Origin of the sequence: Paenibacillus sp. GCM10023250 (genome assembly GCF_042653205.1) — a bacterium.
Taxonomy (GTDB): Bacteria; Bacillota; Bacilli; order Paenibacillales; family Paenibacillaceae; genus Paenibacillus_Z.
Map to the genome: position 1 here is coordinate 43839 of NZ_JBHSHY010000022.1, position 19061 is coordinate 62899.

Below are 19061 nucleotides of genomic sequence, written 5' to 3' on the forward strand. Positions count from 1 at the left end.
TGCCGAGCGGCGGGTCGAGCGTGCCGGATTATTCTTGGATGTACGAGCAGGCGTAGTCGGTAATTGCCGCGACCTGCAGTTTGAACTTGGCATTGGCCGGAACGGTGAACTCGCCTTCGCCGGCAATATGGAGCCATTCCGTATCGCCCGGCAGCAGCACCTTCAGATCGCCGGCGAGAATCTCCATGATCTCTTTGGCGTCCGTGCCGAATTCGTAATCGCCCGGCAGCATGATGCCGAGCGTTTTTTTCGTGCCGTCCGGAAACAGGACGGTGCGGCTGGATACTTTGCCGTCGAAGTACAGGTTGGCTTTTTTAATGACGGTGACGTTATCGTACTGGGACATAAGGGCATATACTCCTCTGCGGATGGGATGATGGCAATATGTAAAAAGCGGGGCTCACGGCCGCCGAAGCGGCCTTAAGCCCCGCGATTGGAACCGATTATGCGCCGATTACAGCAGCCCTTTGACGTGGCTGACGACGTTCTCGACCGTGAAGCCGTATTCCTGGATGACGCGGTCGCCCTTCGCGGACGCGCCGAACTTGTTGATGCCGAGCACCGCGCCTTGGTCGCCGACGTAACGCTCCCAGCCGAACGGCGACGCCATTTCGATCGCCAGGCGCGCCTTGACGTCAGGCAGCAGGACGGAATCCTTGTACGCCTTGGATTGCCGCTCGAACAGGTCGAAGCTCGGCATGCTGATGACGCGCACGTGAATGCCTTCTTCCGCCAGCGCCTTCTGTGCGGCTACGGCCAACTGAACCTCGGAGCCCGTCGCAATCAGCTGCGCCTGCGGCTTGCCGTTCGCCGCGTCGGCGATGACGTACGCGCCCTTCGTGATGCCTTCACGCGATTTTTCGTTCGTGCCTTCGAGGATCGGCAGGTTTTGCCGCGTCAGCACGAGCGCGACCGGCTGGTCCGCTTGCGAGAGCGCGTAGGCCCAAGCCGAGGACGTCTCGTTCGCGTCCGCCGGACGGATGACCGTCAGCTGCGGAATGATGCGCAGGGAGGCCAGCTGCTCGATCGGCTCGTGCGTCGGGCCGTCTTCGCCGACCGCGATGCTGTCGTGCGTCAGCACGTACGTGACCGGCTGCTTCATCAGCGCGGAGAGACGTACCGCCGGGCGGAGGTAGTCCGTGAATACGAAGAAGGTCGCGCCGTACGGCTTCACGCCGCCGTGCAGGCTCATGCCGTTCACTGCGGCCGCCATAGCGAATTCCCGGACGCCGAAGTACACGTTGCGGCCTTCGTAGCTGCCCGGCTTGAACACCGGCAAGCCTTTCAGATGCGTCATCGTGGAGCTCTCCAAGTCGGCGGAGCCGCCGATCAGGTTCGGCACGTTCTTCGCCAGGCCGTTCAGCGCGTTGCCGGACGCCACGCGCGTCGATACCGCCTTATCCGACGTCGTGTACGCCGGCAGCTCCTTGTCCCAGCCTGCGGGCAGCTTGCCGCTGATCGCCGTTTCGAATTGGGCCGCCAGTTCCGGATAGGCGGATTTGTAGGACGCGAACAGCTTGTCCCACGCTGCGTTCACTTGCTCGCCGCGCGCCTTCACTTCCGCGAAGTGAGCGCGAACCTCGTCCGGCACGAAGAACGCTTCATGCTCCCAGCCGTAAAATTGCTTCGTCAGCACCGTCTCTTCGGCGCCGAGCGGGCTGCCGTGCGTGCCGAGGTGACCGCCTTTGCCGCCTTTGTTCGGGCTGCCGTAGCCGATCGTCGTCTTGACTTCGATGAGCGTCGGGCGGCCGAGCTCCGCTTGCGCCGTCGCGACGGCCTGCGCGAGCGCGTTCAGGTCGTTGCCGTCCTCGACGCGAAGCACCTGCCAGCCATACGCTTGGAAGCGGCCCTGCACGTTCTCCGAGAACGCGAGGTTCAGCTCGCCGTCGAGCGAGATGTCGTTGGAATCGTACAGCACGACGAGCTTGCCGAGCTTCAGGTGAGCCGCCAGCGAAGCCGCTTCGCTCGCCACGCCTTCCATCAGGTCGCCGTCGCCGCAAATCGCGAATGTGAAGTGGTCGACGATATTCAGGTCCTGCTTATTGTAAGTCGCGCCCAAGTGCGCTTCCGCCATAGCCATGCCGACCGCCATCGCGAAGCCTTGCCCGAGCGGGCCTGTGGTGGCGTCCACGCCGGCCGTGTGGCCGTACTCCGGGTGGCCTGGCGTCAGGGAGCCCCATTGGCGGAACTGTTGCAGTTCTTCCATCGGAAGGCCGTAGCCCGTGAGGTGAAGCAGGCTGTACAGCAGCATGGAGCCGTGGCCAGCGGACAGCACGAAGCGGTCGCGGTTGATCCAGGTCGGATTGGACGGATTGTGCTTCATCGTCTTCGCGAACAATTGATAGCCCATCGGCGCCGCGCCCATTGGCATGCCCGGATGGCCGGAGTTCGCTTTCTCGACCGAGTCGATCGCCAGGGTGCGAATAGTGTCGACGGAAAGTTGATCGATGGTTTTCTGCGTGACTGTCATTCAAATACTCCTCCTAAATCGCAATGGGTACAGCTTTCGCATTTCTCTCTATTTCTATTATTGGCAGGGAATCCCGCACTGGCTTTGAAATATTGTACCATTACCTCTCAGCCATTGCCATCTTTATTGCGGTGCTGTTCTAAGATTCGACACATTAAATTATGGCCTAACTTTTTCATTCTTATTGCTACTCGTACCTCATTATGCGGACCGCCCGGACCATCGGCGGAGAACGCAAAAAAACGTGCCGTTCCTTGGAGAACGGCACGCCGGACACGATTTATATGCAGAAAATTCACGTAGGCTTGCGAACGAACCAACGAAAAATTAATTGAAGACGACCGTTTTGTTTTGATGCACGAGAATCCGGTCCTCGGCATGCCATTTGACGGCGCGCGCGAGCACGACGCGTTCGATGGTCCGGCCGATCCGCTTCAGGCTGCCGACGTCGTCGCGGTGCGTGACGCGCTGCACGTCCTGCTCGATGATCGGACCGCCGTCGAGCTCTTCCGTCACGTAGTGCGCCGTGGCGCCGATGATCTTGACGCCCCGCTGGTACGCTTGCGCATAAGGCTTGCCGCCGACGAAAGCCGGCAGGAAGGAATGATGGATGTTAATGATCCGGTTTGGGAACTGCTCGATGAATTTCGGCGAGATGATCTGCATGTACCGGGCCAGCACGATCAAATCGGCTTTGCCTTTGACCGCTTCGAGCTGGCGTTTCTCGGCTTCCGCCTTCGTGTCCGGGGTGACCGGAATGTGATGGAACGGGATGCCGAACGATTCCACGAGCCCCTGCATGTCGGGATGATTGCTCACGACCATCGCGATCTCCGTATCGAGGTCGCCGGCTTGCCATTGCCAGAGCAGCTCCAGCAGGCAGTGGTCTTCCTTGGAAACGAAGATCGCGAGACGCTTCTTGCGGCTGGCGCGGAACGTGTTCCATTTCATGTCGAAGCGGTCCGCCACGCGGGCGAAATCTTCCTGAAGCACCGGCAGCTCGCGCTCCAGGTCGTTCAGATCGAATTCGAAACGGATAAAAAACATGCCGCCGCCGGGATTCAGCGTGTATTGGTCCGATTGCACGATATTCGCGCCGTGTTCGTACAGGAATTGCGACACCGCGGCAACGATGCCGTTACGGTCCGGGCACGAGATGAGCATCCGAGCGCGGTTGGCGTTATCCGGCTGCGACGGCCGCGGGGTTTGATGAATGGTTTGCATGAGAGACAGTCTTCCTTCCGTCGACGATTGGGTAAGGCGAAAGCCGGCCTAGGCCGGGCGGAATCAGGCGTTTACGAGCAGCGTCTTGCCGGCGAACCAAGCCGTGATGCGCTGGTTGACCGCTTCCTCGGACAGCTCGGGCAGCACGCGGTGCTCGGCCACGAGATCGTACAGCCGGTCCATCGGCTCGCGCGGGTCGGCTTTCTTCGCTTTCGCGTCGGTTTTGAGCACGTCCCAGACGTTCAGCACGAATTGGCGGTGGTCGATGTCCTGCTTGCCGAAGAAATGGTGCAGGCGCTCGACGTCTTCCAGGAACTCGCCGCCGAAGCGGTTCGACATGTCGCCCCGGAGCAGTGCGATTTCCGCTTCGTACATCGGACGCTGCGTCTTGCTCTCCTGGCCGATCCAAGGCGTCTCGAGAATGAACGGACGGCCCTTCAGCGCCTCATGGTGCACGAAATTGCGGATCGCGTCGTATCCGATCCAGCCCGCGCCAATCGGGGCGTGGCGATCTTTCGCGGCGCCGCGCGGGTTTTTGCTGTCGTTGACGTGGACGACGGCTACGCGATCGAGCCCGACGATGCGGTCGAAATCGCTCAGCACGCCGTCGGGGTCGTTCACGATGTCGTAGCCGGCGTCATGCATATGGCAGGTGTCCATGCAGACGGTCAGCCGGTCGTTCGCGGCGACTTTATCGATAATGGACGCGATTTCCTCGAAGCTGCGGCCGATTTCCGTACCTTTGCCGGCCATCGTTTCGAGCGCGATGTTCACGTTCGTTTCTTTCGTGCCGTTCAGCACTTCGTTCAAGCCTTCGGCAATGCGGGCGATGCCGTATTCCGCGTCCTTGTCCGTGTAGGCGCCGGGATGCAGCACGATATTGCGCACGCCGATCGCGTCGGTGCGGCGGATTTCCTCCTGGAGGAACCGCACGGCGAGCTCGAACGTGTCTTCTTTATAGGAACCGAGGTTAATAATATAGGGGGCGTGCACGACGATTTCGTCGATTCCGGCCTCGCCCATCGCGGCCTTGCCTTCCGGAATATAGAGGTCCTCCATCGGCTTGCGCCGCGTGTTCTGCGGGGCGCCGGTGTAAATCATGAACGAGCTGGAGCCGTACGAGACGGCTTCGTTCGTGGCGGTGAGCAATCCTTTATCGGAAAAAGAAACGTGCGAACCGATTTTCAACATGGACGTATAATCGCTCCTTTCGTTTATAAGGCGGAAGCCTGCGAAGGGGCAGGTCCTGGTTCAATGCTTGTCCTTCCTATCTTACAGGGAACGGCGAAATAAATCTAGGTTCCGATCATGACCGATTGTTGCGGCCGAAGGCCGGCTTGGCTTATAATAGGCATGATTTGCCGATATTTTTCGAGGCAGAGAGTGCCGCAAGAGGTGAGGGTAGCGATGGCTCCGAATTGGTTCATGTATTTCATCGTGTTCTGGGCGGTCGTCATGATCGTTTTCATGTCGATCGGCGGCTATTTCATGTTCCGCAAGTTTCTGAAAGTGCTTCCCCAGCGGGACGGGAAGTCCAAGCTGGACTGGCAAAACTATTGGGTCGAGCGCAGCCGCGGCATGTGGTCCGACGAGGCCAAGGCGTTCCTCGAGAAGCTCGTGTCGCCGGTACCGGGCGCGTTCCGCGATATCGCTAGGCATTCCATCGCCGCCAAAATCGCGCAGGTGGCGGTCGAAGGCGGCGCGACCGAAGTCTCGCAAAGTCACTGCATCGAAGGCTACATCCGGGCCACGCCCAAACGCGACTACCGCAGTTTGATTACGTTTCTGGAGAAGGAACAGATCGACTATCAGCCGTATACTCATCTGCTGAATAAATAAGCCGCCCGCTCGGGCGGCTTTTGTTGTACCATGAATACATAAGTGGGAACGATTGGAAAACAGGAGGGAATAGCATGAAAGTGGCCGTTGCCGGCGGGACCGGCTATGTGGGGCGCCTGCTCGTCGCCGCGCTAATGGCGCGCGGGGACGAGGTCGCGCTGATTTCCCGTTCGGGAGGAGCGGCGGCTTCGGGACCGCGCCGGATCACGTGGGCGGAGCTCGAAGCGTCGCCCGACGTCTTGGAGGGTTTCGACGCGATCGTGAATCTGGCCGGGGAGACGATCAGCCGCCGGTGGAACGATCGCGGCAAGCGCGCGATTGTGCAATCGCGGCTGGACGCCGTCGATGCGCTCGCGAAAGCCATCGCGGCGCTAAGACGGAAGCCCGGCGTCGTCGTGAACGCCTCCGGCATCTCCGTCTACGGCACGAGCGGCGGCGCCGCGCACGATGAGGAAAGCACGGCGCGGGGAACGGACTTTCTCGCGTCCGTCGTGGAGCAATGGGAAGCCGCGGCCGACCGCATCCCCGTGCGCCGCCTCGTCAAGCTGCGCATCGGGCTCGTGCTCGGCCTGGAAGGCGGCGCGTTCCCGAAAATGCTGCTGCCTTACCGGTTATTCGCCGGCGGGAGAATCGGCAGCGGAAAGCAATGGATTCCATGGATCCACGAGGAAGACATGGTGCGGCTCGTCTTGTTCTGTCTCGACCGTTCCGACGTAGAAGGCCCCGTCAATGCCTGCGCCCCCGAGCCGTTGACGAACGACGATTTCGGACGCGCCGTCGGGGCTGCGGCCCGCAAACCGCATTGGCTCCCGCTGCCTTCGTTCGTCCTGAAAGGCATGCTCGGGAAAATGTCCTTCCTGCTGCTCGAGGGCTCGCGCGCGATCCCCCGCAAGGCGATTGAGCACGGATTTACGTTCAGCTACCCGACGGCAGACGCCGCCTTGAGGCAGTTGTTCGGACGCCAGCACGGCTAGGGCCGATCCGATTAGCCCTTACGCTGCGGCGGGCATTGAGCGCTCAGCGTCGTTGAGCGCTCTTTATGGCGCTTCCTTCAAGCGCCTAGCGTCGCCTGAGCGCTCTTTATGCCGCTTCCTTCAAGCGTTCAACTTCTCTTTCAACTTCAGCTTCCGCGAATGTCGTCTTTCCCGTCCTTGATCTGCTTAGCCGCCGCTGGCGCCGACGATTGCCTGCCGCTCGGCACGCTCTACCCCGGCACGATGCTGGCCCATCGTCATCCGGCCCGAAACACGTACACCGGTCCCTGTTCGCCAGCCAGCTGCAACTTGTCCGTATCGGACAGCTCGTACGTCTTATAAGGCACCATGTTGCTCCCATTCAGCGTGCTGCCGTTCCGGGAGCCCATGTCCTTGACGGACCAGCGTCCTCCGCTGGCGAGCAGCTCTACGTGCGCGCGAGAGATGCCCGACGAGCGATCGATGTAATGCACGCCTTCGCGGGAGCGGCCGATGACGAATTGCTGCTGTTCTAGCGGAATCTTCTCTGCCACGCCTTCATCGACCCGACGCTCCAGCCAAGGAATCCGCTTCTCCGCGCCGGAGCCGTCCTTGGCGTCTTGCCCGAGCAGCACCGTCACGTCTTCGGTTCCCGCCGATTTCGCGAATGGCTGCGCGGGGCTTGAAGACGCTTCAGCGGTTCGGACGCCGTTTGCGTGCGGGGCGGATAATTGGCTGCCGCCCGATGCAGCTGGCGAAATCGCGATTCCGGAAGAACCAGCGGACAATCGGCTCTTGGGCATCGCGGCGCCCGGCAGCGTACCGCCGGATAGCGCGGCGGCGGACATATGGCCTTCCGAAGACGAAGCGGCGATCGGCGTTTCCCGGTCTCGCGTCCCTTGCGCCTTCATCGCCGCTGGCTCCAGGGCACGTTGCTTGGACGATTGCGGCGAATGGCCCGGGCCGGAACCGATTTGACCGGAATTCGGCACGAACGCATCCTCGGAGTCCCACGCTTTGCCGGATTCCATATCTTCGGCGGAGGATGAACTTCTTCCGGCCCGCTTCAGAACAACGATCGCCAACGTTCCCGTGAGCAGCGTCAGCCCTGCGCATAGCAACAAATTCGTCCGCGAAGGTGAAGCCAAGTACAGAAACCGCCAAATGACGGCCGCCGCAAGGATCCACCCTGCTCCGATCAGCCATCCCAAACGCGACGGCTCCTTCGCGGCTTCCTCCGGCAGTTCCGTCAGCGGCAGTTCTTCTTCCGCCGGGGGGCGCACCCGTTCGCGGCCGATCGCGTTGTTCCATGCCGCCTCGAGCGGCGAGTGCTCGTGCTTGTCCATGAACATGGCTGGATTCTCGAAGGCGCCTTGAACTTCAGCGGGCTGCTGCGCTGCCGGTGGAGAGACGGCATTCCGTACCGCCGCCGGGTACTCGCGAACATCGGCGGCATCGCCCGCCAGTCCTGCCCGATAGCTCGACCCGAGCAGCGAAAGCAGCGTTTGCCTAAGCAGCGGCCACGAAATGAATTCGCCGCGCAAATGCCGGAACACCTGCTGGAGGCCGATGCCGTCCGGTTCCGCGACGGCGCCGATCCAGCGGATCGCCATCGCGAGCAGCGCTTCGCCCGCTGACGCCACCATGCGTTTGCCGCGTAGCGGAACGTAAGCGAGAACGGCATCGTCCCAATTTTCCCCGATGAAGATGTATTGTTCATGGAGCAGAAAACACTCCGCGCGAAGCATGTAATGCCGGCTGTCGTCCAGCGCTTCGACGACGGCAAGCAGCAGAGCGTAAAACTGGAGCATCGTCAGCTGCTGCGTCTGCAGCCGGTGCGACAGCATGCGCCTCCCGTTCAACTGGTAGCGGAATGTGATTCCGCCATCGATGTCGATCCATTCGATCGGCAGCAGCTTCGGTATGCGCTGGCCCTGCAGCATTTGAATTTCGACGGCGTCGAGGTCGGCTCGTTCGATGCCGGATTTTAGGTCCACGATCATTTCATGGCCGCGTTTCATGGCGTAATCGACCCGAAGATCGTCATGCAGCATAGCAATTCCTCCTTGATGAAATTAAAACGGCGCTATGCACCACGCCGTAACGGCTCCCGGCAAAACCGCAACCATGAATGGAAACCGCAGGCCGCCGGAACCGGCAATATTCGTCTCCCAAGCCGCAGCAAGGCGGGATTCGGCGGCGATGACCGACACGGCGCCGAGCAGCAGCCGCCGGGCGAAGTTCCTCCTCAGCAGCAAAAAGGCAAGTCCCAGCAGTCCGCCGTACAAAATGGCGTACATCATCACCTGCAAAACGGCCGCCGCTCCGACGATCGCGCCCAGAGCCGCGAAAAACTTCACGTCACCCGCTCCGATGCCTTTCAGCCCGTAAAGCAGCAGCATAGGAATCAAGCCGGCGGCGGCGCCCAGCAGCGCCTGCAAGCCTCCATTCCAGCCGCCCGCGGCTAAATGGTAAAGCGCTCCCGCCGCAAAAAAAACGGCATTCAGACGATTCGGAATCGTCATCTTCCGGATGTCGCTTGCGAACGCTGCTGCGACGAACGGCGCAGCCAAAGCAACGACTGCCCAGCTAGCCATTTTCCCCCTCCTTCGGTTTCTTCTGAATGACGAAATGCCGCGCCGCGGATCCGCCGTCGGAAGCCGTCACGACGATTTCCCATACGCCCGGCGTCGTGTTGCCGGATACCAGCCAGGTCCATTCGGCAAGTCCCTCGCTGTCCGTGACCGTATCGCCCAAGTGCTTGGCGACGCTATTCCCGCTCTTGTAGCGCACTTGAATGGACAGGCTTCGGCCCGGGCTCGTCTTGACCACCACGCGGGCCTTATGTCCCGGACGCGCCGGGGAAGGCTCGACCAGCACGATTTGGATCGGCGCATGCTCGTCATCCGAAGCACCGCCTCGCGGCGCCGGGACGGTATCCGGCGTCCAGACCCGTTCCTCCGCCCGTTCCCGCAGCACGATCGCCTTCTTCGTGAACGGAAAGCCGAGCGGAAACGAATATTCCGCTTCGATCGTCAGCGTGAGATCGGTCTTGTCCTTCAGGTCGGGAAGGGAGAGCTTCGTGAGCCGGATCCGCTCCGGATCAAGCACAGAAGCGTCCGCTTCGCGGCGGAGCAGCGGTTCGATAACGGGCCGGCCGACCGTCGCGGCGGCGGTGTCCCGGATCGATTGCCAATCCCCCTTCAAAGCTGCGGAGAGCAAAGGGCCGGCCGGCGACGGGAGCCACTCCTCGAGCTTATCCGCCAGGTACTCGACGGCCGGAAGCGGTTCGTCCGAAGAGGAGCCAGCGGATTGTGCGTTCCTCGGGCCTCCGGGAGAAACAGGGCTGCCGTCCGAGAATTCGCCCGGCGAAACCTCGCCGCCGGAGTCGCCATTTCCGGTTGGATTCCCTTGCGTCCCGCCGCTTGAATCCGCTCCGTTCCCGCTCTCGGCGAGCCGGTTCACGGCAAGATCGATCGGATGAATATTCGCCGCAGCCTGCCGGGCCGTCTGGGAAACGGCGCCGTGAAGCGCCATCTGCGCCGCGTTCAGCCGAATCAAACAAATGAAGAAAATGATCACCATCAGCACGATCGGAAGCGTCAAGCTCGCTTCGAGCGCGATGCTGCCGGACTCGCTCCGCCATCTAGCCGTAAGAGCTGCCGATCGTCTGCGTTTTCTCATAACGGCCATCCTTAACCTTTCCGCTTAGAATGCCGGTCGCCGTGAAGCTCCTCATAAGTCCCGGCAAAAACCAAAGATTGACCGAGGACGTCAGTTCGCCCGACAATCCCGTCGCGACGTTCGACAGATCCACCCCCGTGTTGTGCTCGATGACGGCGATGACGCGAGCCGTCCTCGCTTGGCCGCCGCTCCCGTGAAGCAAGAGAAAGAGGCGCAAATAATCCGCGTACGTCAATTCGACGGGAACATACTTCGAGAGCTGCACTTTACCGGTTTCCGTCAGCGCCGTCATGTCCGCGATCGATTTCTCGACGCCATAGAGCACGGCCGCCGACAGAATCAGAAGCGGGTTCACGAGCGCGCGGCTGGCAATCAAGCCTTCCATGGTCCGTATCGCCAGCCGTGCGGCGAAAATTTCCCCGTACGCGGCGGCGATATTCGCCCCCGGCTCGCCGAAGCCGTATAAAATAAATTCCGTTTCCTGGTTTTCCAGCGCCAACGATTGCGCGAACGCGTCCCGGCTGCCGCCGGCGAACACCTCGCGAAGCTGCTCGGGATCGAACCTGCTGAAACGATGCGCAATGTATTCGTTGACGTACAGCGGATCGCGGATGCCCTGGAGCAGATCTCCCATCCCTCCGAACATCGCCCCCATCGAGGACAGCGCGGACTTCGCGGCATCGCCGGAATCTCCCGCTCCGCTGCCGGACGGCTCGCCATTGGAAGCGTCCCCGCTCTCGGCCGCCTGATTGAACGTCAAATTTTCCGCCGCCAGCCGCTTCGCATCCTCAAACGCTTGACGCTGCTCCTCCGAGCCGGGTTCGGCAGACAGGCCGCCGATCATCGCCTTAACTTGGCCCCACTTCGACTGCGCCGCCGCCTCGTTCGATTTGCGTTCCTCATCGCCGGCATGCCGGCGGCGCAGCTCCTCCCGCCTCGCCTGCAGCGCCGTTCCCGAATCGCCGTAGAGGCGGTCGTAATCCTGAACGGCACGGCTCACGCTCGCCCATGCTTGATCGAGCAAAGCGCCGCCGCCCGGTGCCGCTAAGGCGGACCGGACCGCGGCGTCAAATCCCGCGGCCGCGGCATCCAATCCTTGAAAAGCTTCAAGCTGCCCGTTCAGTTCCTTGCGGTAACGCTCGAACCAGTCCGCTTCCATCGTCAATCCGCCGATGGACTTTCGCGTGTCGCCGAACCCCGCAAGCTCGTCCGGCGTCATGGACGAGGCGGTCTGTCCGCCGATCTGCGTCCCGGCGAGCTGATCGAACCCGCCGCCGTCCTGCGCTTCCTCCATCCGCTTGGCCGCCTCCGCGATTGACGCGTTCAACCGCTCCGCCGACTGGAGCTCGGTCAGCGCTTGCGCGAGCCCGATCATGAGCCGCTCCAGCTCCGACGACGATGCGGCCGCCATAGCCGCCGCATCGTTCAAAGCGCGGACGCGGTAAGCCCCGATGGCAGCCGCGTGCTTCGGCTGCTCGTTCTCGCCGATCGCAGCGTCCTCGCGCAGCCAATTCTCGTAGCTGCCGTAGTCTTCCACGATACCGGATGCGGCATCGAGCTTGGAAGCAAGGCCGGGCAGCCGCCCGGCGCCATCGCGCCGGATCTCCTCGACGCGTTCGAGATGCCGCTCTCGTTCCTCGTATAGTTTCTTGACATCCTCCAGCGCGCCCACCGTCGCGGAGGCCTCCTTCAAGGCGGAGCCCATAGGCGCGAAGCGGGAGGCGATTTCCATCGTGAAATCGATCGGCGCTTTGTACTTCATCTCTTCCAGCACTTGGCGGGTGAACACCGTCTGATTCCCGAGCACCTCGTACGCGTCGACGTGGGAGGCCTCCCGCCGGATGCGGAGAAGCTGAAAACCGTTCCCGTCCTCGGGCTGCCAATTGCGCTCCGCGGCTTGCGCGAACAGCTCGCCGCGATCGGAGCCGCCCGCGCCGAATAAACCGTAACGGGCATATAATGCTTCGTCGTAAGCCGACAAAGCCGAACGGACGCCGGACTGCGCCGCGAGCTCGGTTTGCTTGTTGAACGCGGCGATTCTCGCGTAATCGGCCAGCAGCGCCGTGAACAGCAGCATTGCCGCCGTGGCGACGATCATATACAGCGACACGGATCCGTCCTCCCGGCGGAATGCTCGATGCCATTCCCGCAGCCTCGCTTCCTTGCGGGAGGTTCCTGGCATGCCCGGCCGAATCATGCTCCGCCCTTCCCCGAGCCTAGCCATGGTCCATCTCCTGCCGCCCGATCAGGATCGCCTGCGCCTGCTTTCGCTGGTCGCCGTTCATGCCGCCCTTGAACTTGCCGGCGTAATAACGTACGAGCTCGACGTTCCGGATCAGCTCGACCGGATCGACGATCGAGGCGGCAGCTTCCGCCGCGGGTTCCGAATGGCCCAAAAACGCCTCCAGCACCGGTATCGAAATCGGCTGCCGCAGCTTCGCGTCCACCCGCTTCTCCAGCGAGCCGGAGTAGCGCATCGAGCCTTGGAATGGCCCGGCGACGCGGGCGCCTTCCGTCCGCATCTTGAGAACCGGCAGGGACGCATCTTCTTCTTCGCCGTCATCGGCTCCGGCAGACCCGTTCTCGCCGATGGCGATCTCGATGCCTTCTTCCCCTGCGCCGCTAGAGGCCAAGTCGAACAAGGACCGGAGTGCGCCGTTATCCGTTATGCGCCAATACAAGCCGTCGTAGCTTCCCGTCGGCCCGATGCCGCTGACGGGGTCCCGATAGCTGTTATCCCATCGGAAAGCCGTCCGTTCCGCCGCAAGCGAAGCGCCGTGATACGCCGCGACCGTCTGGTACACGTACATGCTCAGCATCAGCAGCGCGATCAGCGCTATGAACAGCACCGGAAACACAAGACTCGCCTCGACCGTGAAACTGCCCTCTTCGCGCTTAAACAGCGCCGCAAGTGAGCGATTACTTGTCATCGAAAATCCCGCTTGCCTTCTCATCCGCGTTGTCCATCAACTTTTGCAGCAGTCCGATAATCCAATCCTTGAAAATCAACGCCAAGATGATGACGACCGCTATGATGAGCACGACCTCCAACGTCCCCAAGCCGTCCTCGTTCTTCCAAAATCGGCGTACCGCTTGTCCCCATTTGCGCATTTACGTTTTCTCTCCCTCGATTCGAATTTCGGCCGCTATCCGCCCATCATCAGAACGGCAGGCGCAGCGACCACGACCATAAGCACCAAAAAAATGCCGACGAGCGGAAACACCAGCTTCGATGAAGCCTCTTCCCCCCGGGAGCGGATGACGGCTTTGCGTTTCTCCCACAACGAGTAGGACAGCTCCTTCAGCGACAGCACGAGACGATCGCCGCCGCGCCGATAGTTCAGCAGCAGCGTCGTCGTGAATATCGAAACCTCCTGCACGCCGCAGCGCCGGCTGAACTGCTCCATCGCCCCCGCGAACGACTCCCCGTTCCGAACGGTTTCGTTCACGCGCCGCAGCTCCGCGAGCAGCGGATGGTCTTCGGGAGCACCGCTTCGTTCCGCGCAGCGGACTAGCGACCGCTGCAGCGTCTCTCCCGCGCCGAGCAGAAGCATCAATTTATTCAGCAGCTCCGGGAGCAGCAGGACGATGTCCTGCTTGCGCCGAGCCAGCTTCCGGGCAACATCCCGCCACTTCGCCGCGGGAAGAACGAATCCGAGCAGCAGGCCGATCACCGGCATCGCGGGTTCCCCGCTTAAGACACCGAGCCAAGCCCCGCCGCAAACCGCCGCGTATCCCATGCCGACGGCTTCGGCGACATACGTCCGGCTCGCCTCGGCGGTCCAGCCTTGTCCATGCAGGAGCAGCAGCCTTCCGTGCAGTCCCGCGGCAAGCGGCTGCATGCGGTCTAACAGCCCGCTCAGCTGCAGCAGCTTGAGAGCGGGACCCGCGATCCACCGCCGTTTCGGTTCCTTGGTTCCGTCCCCGGAACGCTCGTTCAATACGATTCCATAGAGCCACACTAACGTCATGGCCGAGCCCGCCGCCCACGCTCCCACCATATGTCCATTCTCCTTACAAGCGGATATTCATGATCTTCGACATGAGCGCGTAGCACAGCCCAAGGGCCAGCAATGCGCCGGTCAGCAGGACGTAGCCGGCGCCGCTGTAGAGCGGCTTCATGTATTCCGGCGCGGCCAGGCTCAGAAACGCGAGAAACACGAACGGCACCGCCATCATAATTCGGGACTCGAACCGCTTCTGGGCGATCATGACCGAGATTTCCTGCTGGACCTCCAGCTTCTCGCCGATCATTTGGGATGTTCTCCGGATGACGTCCACCATGTCCCCGCCCGACCGCTTGCAGGTCGTGAAGACGTCGGTGAACTGGGCGATGTCCTCGATCTCCGCCCGCTTGCTGAAATCCGCGAGAGCGAATTCGAGCGGTTCGCCGTACCCCATCCGGGCGGCGAGAATCTCGAATTCGGCCAGAATCTCCGTCCCCGGATCGGGATACAGCAATTTCAAATCCTCCTGCGCGGCCAAAAACGCGTTCTCGACGGATCGCCCGGCCGCGAGCGAGGAAGCGATGGAATACAGCGCTTCTTTAAACTGCTGCGTCAGGCGAAGCTTTCGCCGCCCCAGCAAAAACGCGCGGTACAACCGCGGGGCCGCGATGCCGAGGACCGCCAAAAGCAGTGCGGCCGGCACCGAGCGATAAAATAGATATGCCGCCGCGAACACGGCAGCGCCGCCGGTCAGTGCCGCCGCCGCGAACTGCCGCTTGGTCAGCCGGTAATCGCCATAGCGGACCAGGCCCTCGGAAGACCGGGCACGCGCCTTCGCGGCCGCCGCGTCCGGCCATGCGAGCCAATCCGGCCAATCCCGCCGCGGGCGGCCCTCGCTCCGCTTCTTCTTCATCCTTGCTCGCCTCCGATCGTCTCCGGCATGCCTGCCATCCTCAGCTTCCATGTTCTAGCCAGCCCGTTCCGGCAGCGCTTCAACCCGCCGATGACGCGGCCGTTCCGTTCACCTTCTTCCTCAAAGCGAAACAGCGGCGAGACGTCGACCTCGCCCCCTGCCATTCCGGTCACTTCGCATATCTCCGTCACGCGCCGGGACCGGTCTCGCAGCCGGGCCAAATGCACGATGATGTCGATGGCCGACGCGATCTGCTGACGGATGACCGCGACGGGCAGGTCCGCGCCGCCGAGCGCCATCGTCTCGAGACGGGCGATCATGTCGCGGGCGCTGTTGGCGTGACCCGTGGACAACGAACCATCATGCCCGGTATTCATCGCCTGCAGCATGTCGATCGCTTCGCCGCCCCGCACTTCCCCGACGATGATCCGGTTCGGACGCATCCGCAGCGAAGCCCGAATCAGCTCGCGCATCGAAATCGCTCCCTTGCCCTCGGTGTTGGCGTTGCGCGTCTCGAGCGAGACGAGGTTCGGCACGGATACGATCCGCAGCTCCGCCGCGTCCTCGATCGTGACGAGCCGCTCGTCCTCGGGGATGAACTGGGACAAGGCGTTCAGAAACGTCGTCTTGCCGGAACCCGTCCCCCCGCTGATGAAAATGTTATACTTCGCCTTGACCAGCTTCTCGAGCAGCGCAGCCGCCTCTTCCGGGATCGCTCCGAGCGCGACCAAGTCCCTCATCAGCAGCGGCTTCTCCGGGAACTTACGAATCGTCATCGTCGGTCCCTTCAGCGCGACCGGCGGCAGCACGACGTGCACGCGCGAGCCGTCCTTCAGCCGGGCGTCGACGATCGGCGTCGATTCGTTGACGACGCGGTTCACCCCGGCCACGACGGATTGAATCAGATCCTCCAGTCGCTCGCGGCTCTCGAAAGCGAACGGCAGCCGCTCGAGCCGGCCTTCCCGCTCGACGAACAGTTCCTCGTGCCCGTTGATCATGATTTCCGTCACGGCGGGGTCGTCCATCAGCGGCTGGATCAGGTCGAGCCCGCGGAATGCGTGAAACAGCCGCCGCACCAGCTGTACCTTCTCGCCGGCCGGAAGCGGGTGATCGGCGCACCAGCGGAATACGGCGGCTTCGATCCGCGCCTTGAGCTCCGCGTCCGTGAGCGCGCTGTCGAGTTCAAGCTGGCCGCGGATGCGCTCCTTCAGGCGCTGTACCGTGTCTTCGTGCATGCGGTCGCCCCCTCACGCGATCCCGAGCCGGCGGATGAGCGTCTCGACGGCTCCGCGGTAATGGGGCGCCATCGCACCTGTGCCGCTTAAATGGCCGCCGCTCGCCCATTCCTCGACGTACGGGAGCACCGCGTCGATCCGCAAGTCCCGTCCGCCGTACACGACCGGCTCGTGTGACGATCCGCCTAGCTGCACGAACCGGAACTTCGGCCTCTGGGATGCGAACGCGTCGCCGAACTTCCGCTCGCCGTAGCCCAGCGCGAGCTCGTTTTTGCGCAAGCTGACGGCATCCGGTGTCATCAGCCACAGCACGGCGTCGCTTGCTTCGAAGACGCCGGCGTGCAGCGAGTCGAGCCGGCAATCCAAATCGACGGCGATGCAGCCGTACTCACCGGTGCCGGCAATCGCGGCAATCAGCCGTTTCGCCTGCTCCGCGCCGAGCGCGAGCCGCTCGTCCGGATTGTCGCTCGGCGCGATCATGTCGAGGCCGAGCGACGGATGCCTTCTTCGCAGCGCGGCGACGGCGGATGCGCCTTGCTCGGCATCGGACTGCAGCGTGTAGAGCAGCTTCGCCAAATCTTCGCCACCGCCGTCGCCCTCGATCCAGGAGGCGTTCCACTGTTCCAGGTTCAAATAAAAGCCGGGCATGCCCAAAATGCCGGCCTGCTTGGCCGCCTGCATGGCCAGCGTCGTCTTGCCCGTGCCGCCGGAAGCCGAATAAACCGCGACGACCGCAGGGCCTTTGCCCTCCCGGACGGGCTTCGGCAGGCGGTTGCCGCCCGCGGCGTACAGCGCGGCGAACGCCTGCAGCAGCTGCGGCAGCGGCTGAAACTGCAGCACTTCTTGCTCGTGCCGCGACTGGCCGAGATACTCGACGAGCGCGGCCACGGGCAGATCGGCAGGCAGCTCGCCCAGCTCGCCGAGCATGGCGGGCTGGGCGGCCAGCAGGTCGATTGCGTAGCCCCCGCGGACGAAGCCGCGAAGCGCCGCCGGATTCGTGAACGCCGTCAGCTGCCAGCTCTCGCCGAACGCGGAATCCCGGATATACTCTGCGAACCGCTCGACATAGTCGCCTTCTTTGACCGCCACGATCAAATGTCGTTTGCTCATGTTGACGATTGCCACTCTCCTTCAAGAATGAAACGAACGCAAAAAAGCACCATAACATCGCAGGGTTTCTGCGCGTTACGGTGCTTCCGTAGCGTAAGATCGGTTGATTTGAGCATAATTTACCACGGACATACGTTCGGAGTCAACCATTTTTTAGGTCAATAGCATCATTTATTCCCCAATTAAATTAGTTGCTTATCTTTTGTAAGTTAACTATAATGACCTTACACGATCGCATAGCTGATGCATCGTATATGCTTTATCTAAATACAAGTATTCCAATAGGAAAGGGAGAACAATATCTATGAGCCAAACTAATACGACCGCTAACCTGACGGCCGAAGAGGTCATGCGCGCGCGCGGGTCCGTGCGCGAATACAAACGCGGCGTCGCGATTCCGCAAAAAACGCTGAACGAAATCCTGGAGCTGGCCGCGTCCGCTCCGTCTTCGTGGAACCTGCAGCAATGGCGTTTCCTCGTGATTCAAAAGCAAGAGCAAAAGGATCTGATCGTTCCGATCGCCTACGGCCAAAAGCAAGTATCCGACGCTTCCGTCGTCGTCGTCGTGCTCGGCGACCTGCAGGCGCACCTCACGGGCCGCGAGATCTATGAAGCCGCTGCGAAAAACGGATACGTACCGCAGGACGTGGCCGACAACCTGATCAAGCAAATCGAAGGCGCGTACGCGTTTGAGCAAGTCGCGCGCGACGAAGCGAACAAAAACGCGGGTCTGGCGGCTATGCAGCTAATGCTGGCGGCCAAGGCGAAAGGCTACGACACCGTGCCGATGGGCGGCTTCGATAAAGAAAAGCTGGTCGAAGCGCTCAACATTCCGTCCCGCTACATTCCGGTGATGATGATCCCGATCGGCGAAGCGGCTGCGCCTGCGCGTCCGTCCGGCCGCCTTCCGCTCAGCCAGCTGGTCATCAACGAGTCGTTCTAATCGATCCAATCACAAGCGCTGCCCCATAACCCGTTTATATAACGAAAGCCCTCCGGTCCCGAATGCGCGACCGCGAGGGCTTTCCTTTACTCTGCATCGACATGCAGCCGCTCGCCGGCCGAACGCAGCGCTCAATGCACCGTATGCTCGCCCCCGTGCGCTTCGTCGAGCCCCGCCAGCCAGCCTGCGCTGTGGTCGGCGGGCGTCCGGCCGAAAAACAGTCCGATCTCCCGTTCCGCGCTTGCCGCCGAATCCGAGCCGTGCACGATGTTGCCCGCGATGTCCATCGCGAAATCGCCGCGAATCGTTCCGGGCGCCGCTTCGACGGGATTCGTCTTCCCGATCAGGGCGCGGGCGTTCTCCACCGCGTGCTCACCCTGCCAGATCATGGCGCACACGGGGCCCGACGTCAAATATGCCACCAGCTCGCCGAAGAACGGCTTCGACCGCAGCTCCCCGTAATGCCGCTCCGCCAAGGCGCGGTCGATCGTCCGCATTTCGATGGCCGCCAGCTGGAAGCCCTTCTGCTCGAAGCGGGACACGATCGCGCCGATCAGCCCTCTCCGAACCCCGTCCGGCTTTACCATCACAAACGTCTGCTCTTGCTGCTGCATGCCAACCTCTCCTTCCGTGATCATCCGATCGCAGCATCCCGCGAAGGGACAGAAAAACGGCGCGCGCCCTCGGGCCGCACCGTTCCCTCTGTGCTTAGTATGCCACGCCAAGGGAGCTTTCATTCCTCC

The 19061-nt window shown here is 62.1% G+C and carries 18 protein-coding genes; 3 read left to right on the forward strand and 15 right to left on the reverse strand.

Annotated features, from left to right (window positions below; genetic code table 11):
• Positions 1-28 precede the first annotated feature (28 nt).
• The 4 genes from ACFPB1_RS17270 to ACFPB1_RS17285 all read right to left on the reverse strand — a co-directional run bounded on the left by ACFPB1_RS17270 (position 29) and on the right by ACFPB1_RS17285 (position 4885).
• The gene (locus ACFPB1_RS17270; RefSeq protein ID WP_379227351.1) at positions 29-346 is read right to left on the reverse strand and encodes a pyrimidine/purine nucleoside phosphorylase; all 318 of its coding nucleotides are present in this window, start codon (positions 344-346) and stop codon (positions 29-31) included.
• 108 nt (positions 347-454) lie between these two features.
• A complete protein-coding gene (gene tkt / locus ACFPB1_RS17275; protein WP_379227352.1) occupies positions 455-2470 on the reverse strand; it encodes a transketolase in 2016 nt (671 codons plus the stop codon).
• Positions 2471-2797: 327 nt separating this feature from the next.
• Positions 2798-3694 carry a formyltetrahydrofolate deformylase gene (gene purU, locus ACFPB1_RS17280; RefSeq protein ID WP_379227353.1) on the reverse strand — a complete coding sequence of 299 codons (897 nt, stop codon included), beginning with the start codon at positions 3692-3694 and terminating at the stop codon, positions 2798-2800.
• A 63-nt stretch (positions 3695-3757) separates the two neighbouring features.
• The gene (locus ACFPB1_RS17285; RefSeq protein WP_379227354.1) at positions 3758-4885 is read right to left on the reverse strand and encodes a deoxyribonuclease IV; all 1128 of its coding nucleotides are present in this window, start codon (positions 4883-4885) and stop codon (positions 3758-3760) included.
• A gap of 216 nt (positions 4886-5101) precedes the next feature.
• Here ACFPB1_RS17285 and ACFPB1_RS17290 point away from each other — a divergent pair, with 216 nt between their 5' ends.
• Together ACFPB1_RS17290 and ACFPB1_RS17295 are read left to right on the forward strand one after the other, a co-directional pair.
• Entirely contained in the window at positions 5102-5533 is a 432-nt protein-coding gene (locus ACFPB1_RS17290; RefSeq protein WP_379227355.1) for a DUF2621 family protein, read from the forward strand.
• 74 nt (positions 5534-5607) lie between these two features.
• Positions 5608-6507 carry a TIGR01777 family oxidoreductase gene (locus ACFPB1_RS17295; protein WP_379227356.1) on the forward strand — a complete coding sequence of 300 codons (900 nt, stop codon included), beginning with the start codon at positions 5608-5610 and terminating at the stop codon, positions 6505-6507.
• Between the two features lie 257 nt (positions 6508-6764).
• Here ACFPB1_RS17295 and ACFPB1_RS17300 read toward each other — a convergent pair whose 3' ends face one another.
• From ACFPB1_RS17300 to ACFPB1_RS17345, 10 genes are read right to left on the reverse strand one after another with little or no spacing between them, the layout of a single operon-like run.
• Positions 6765-8540, reverse strand: coding sequence for a DUF6382 domain-containing protein (locus ACFPB1_RS17300; protein WP_379227357.1), 1776 nt, complete (start codon positions 8538-8540; stop codon positions 6765-6767).
• 21 nt (positions 8541-8561) lie between these two features.
• On the reverse strand, positions 8562-9083 hold the full coding sequence (locus ACFPB1_RS17305) for an A24 family peptidase (protein ID WP_379227358.1): 522 nt from the start codon (positions 9081-9083) through the stop codon (positions 8562-8564).
• On the reverse strand, positions 9076-10170 hold the full coding sequence (locus ACFPB1_RS17310; protein ID WP_379227359.1) for a TadE/TadG family type IV pilus assembly protein: 1095 nt from the start codon (positions 10168-10170) through the stop codon (positions 9076-9078). Before ACFPB1_RS17310 ends, ACFPB1_RS17305 begins: the two co-directional genes overlap by 8 nt.
• On the reverse strand, positions 10133-12394 hold the full coding sequence (locus ACFPB1_RS17315; protein ID WP_379227360.1) for a hypothetical protein: 2262 nt from the start codon (positions 12392-12394) through the stop codon (positions 10133-10135). The genes ACFPB1_RS17310 and ACFPB1_RS17315 overlap by 38 nt, the downstream gene beginning before the upstream one ends.
• Positions 12387-13100: a TadE/TadG family type IV pilus assembly protein gene (locus ACFPB1_RS17320; RefSeq protein ID WP_379227361.1), complete on the reverse strand. Its 714-nt coding sequence runs from the start codon at positions 13098-13100 to the stop codon at positions 12387-12389. The genes ACFPB1_RS17315 and ACFPB1_RS17320 overlap by 8 nt, the downstream gene beginning before the upstream one ends.
• Positions 13090-13281 carry a Flp1 family type IVb pilin gene (locus tag ACFPB1_RS17325; protein WP_379227362.1) on the reverse strand — a complete coding sequence of 64 codons (192 nt, stop codon included), beginning with the start codon at positions 13279-13281 and terminating at the stop codon, positions 13090-13092. Before ACFPB1_RS17325 ends, ACFPB1_RS17320 begins: the two co-directional genes overlap by 11 nt.
• Before the next feature lie 35 nt (positions 13282-13316).
• Positions 13317-14171 carry a type II secretion system F family protein gene (locus tag ACFPB1_RS17330; protein WP_379227363.1) on the reverse strand — a complete coding sequence of 285 codons (855 nt, stop codon included), beginning with the start codon at positions 14169-14171 and terminating at the stop codon, positions 13317-13319.
• A gap of 13 nt (positions 14172-14184) precedes the next feature.
• Positions 14185-15030: a type II secretion system F family protein gene (locus tag ACFPB1_RS17335; protein ID WP_379227364.1), complete on the reverse strand. Its 846-nt coding sequence runs from the start codon at positions 15028-15030 to the stop codon at positions 14185-14187.
• Positions 15027-16265, reverse strand: a complete 1239-nt coding sequence (locus tag ACFPB1_RS17340; protein WP_379227365.1) for a CpaF family protein — start codon at positions 16263-16265, stop codon at positions 15027-15029. Before ACFPB1_RS17340 ends, ACFPB1_RS17335 begins: the two co-directional genes overlap by 4 nt.
• 12 nt (positions 16266-16277) lie before the next feature.
• A complete protein-coding gene (locus ACFPB1_RS17345) occupies positions 16278-17375 on the reverse strand; it encodes a hypothetical protein (protein WP_379227366.1) in 1098 nt (365 codons plus the stop codon).
• 304 nt (positions 17376-17679) lie between these two features.
• Between ACFPB1_RS17345 and ACFPB1_RS17350 the strand changes: the two genes are divergently transcribed.
• The gene (locus tag ACFPB1_RS17350) at positions 17680-18318 is read left to right on the forward strand and encodes a nitroreductase family protein (protein ID WP_379227367.1); all 639 of its coding nucleotides are present in this window, start codon (positions 17680-17682) and stop codon (positions 18316-18318) included.
• Between the two features lie 131 nt (positions 18319-18449).
• Here ACFPB1_RS17350 and ndk read toward each other — a convergent pair whose 3' ends face one another.
• Positions 18450-18932, reverse strand: coding sequence for a nucleoside-diphosphate kinase (gene ndk / locus ACFPB1_RS17355; RefSeq protein WP_379227368.1), 483 nt, complete (start codon positions 18930-18932; stop codon positions 18450-18452).
• Positions 18933-19061: the final 129 nt, after the last annotated feature.

Bases quoted from the DNA above. Each gene is read 5' to 3' on its own strand.
- ACFPB1_RS17270 (WP_379227351.1), bottom strand. From the start codon at position 346: ATGTCCCAGTACGATAACGTCACCGTCATTAAAAAAGCCAACCTGTAC.
- tkt (WP_379227352.1), bottom strand. From the start codon at position 2,470: ATGACAGTCACGCAGAAAACCATCGATCAACTTTCCGTCGACACTATT.
- purU (WP_379227353.1), bottom strand. From the start codon at position 3,694: ATGCAAACCATTCATCAAACCCCGCGGCCGTCGCAGCCGGATAACGCC.
- ACFPB1_RS17285 (WP_379227354.1), bottom strand. From the start codon at position 4,885: ATGTTGAAAATCGGTTCGCACGTTTCTTTTTCCGATAAAGGATTGCTC.
- ACFPB1_RS17290 (WP_379227355.1), top strand. From the start codon at position 5,102: ATGGCTCCGAATTGGTTCATGTATTTCATCGTGTTCTGGGCGGTCGTC.
- ACFPB1_RS17295 (WP_379227356.1), top strand. From the start codon at position 5,608: ATGAAAGTGGCCGTTGCCGGCGGGACCGGCTATGTGGGGCGCCTGCTC.
- ACFPB1_RS17300 (WP_379227357.1), bottom strand. From the start codon at position 8,540: ATGCTGCATGACGATCTTCGGGTCGATTACGCCATGAAACGCGGCCAT.
- ACFPB1_RS17305 (WP_379227358.1), bottom strand. From the start codon at position 9,083: ATGGCTAGCTGGGCAGTCGTTGCTTTGGCTGCGCCGTTCGTCGCAGCA.
- ACFPB1_RS17310 (WP_379227359.1), bottom strand. From the start codon at position 10,170: ATGAGAAAACGCAGACGATCGGCAGCTCTTACGGCTAGATGGCGGAGC.
- ACFPB1_RS17315 (WP_379227360.1), bottom strand. From the start codon at position 12,394: ATGGCTAGGCTCGGGGAAGGGCGGAGCATGATTCGGCCGGGCATGCCA.
- ACFPB1_RS17320 (WP_379227361.1), bottom strand. From the start codon at position 13,100: ATGACAAGTAATCGCTCACTTGCGGCGCTGTTTAAGCGCGAAGAGGGC.
- ACFPB1_RS17325 (WP_379227362.1), bottom strand. From the start codon at position 13,281: ATGCGCAAATGGGGACAAGCGGTACGCCGATTTTGGAAGAACGAGGAC.
- ACFPB1_RS17330 (WP_379227363.1), bottom strand. From the start codon at position 14,171: ATGGTGGGAGCGTGGGCGGCGGGCTCGGCCATGACGTTAGTGTGGCTC.
- ACFPB1_RS17335 (WP_379227364.1), bottom strand. From the start codon at position 15,030: ATGAAGAAGAAGCGGAGCGAGGGCCGCCCGCGGCGGGATTGGCCGGAT.
- ACFPB1_RS17340 (WP_379227365.1), bottom strand. From the start codon at position 16,265: ATGCACGAAGACACGGTACAGCGCCTGAAGGAGCGCATCCGCGGCCAG.
- ACFPB1_RS17345 (WP_379227366.1), bottom strand. From the start codon at position 17,375: ATGAGCAAACGACATTTGATCGTGGCGGTCAAAGAAGGCGACTATGTC.
- ACFPB1_RS17350 (WP_379227367.1), top strand. From the start codon at position 17,680: ATGAGCCAAACTAATACGACCGCTAACCTGACGGCCGAAGAGGTCATG.
- ndk (WP_379227368.1), bottom strand. From the start codon at position 18,932: ATGCAGCAGCAAGAGCAGACGTTTGTGATGGTAAAGCCGGACGGGGTT.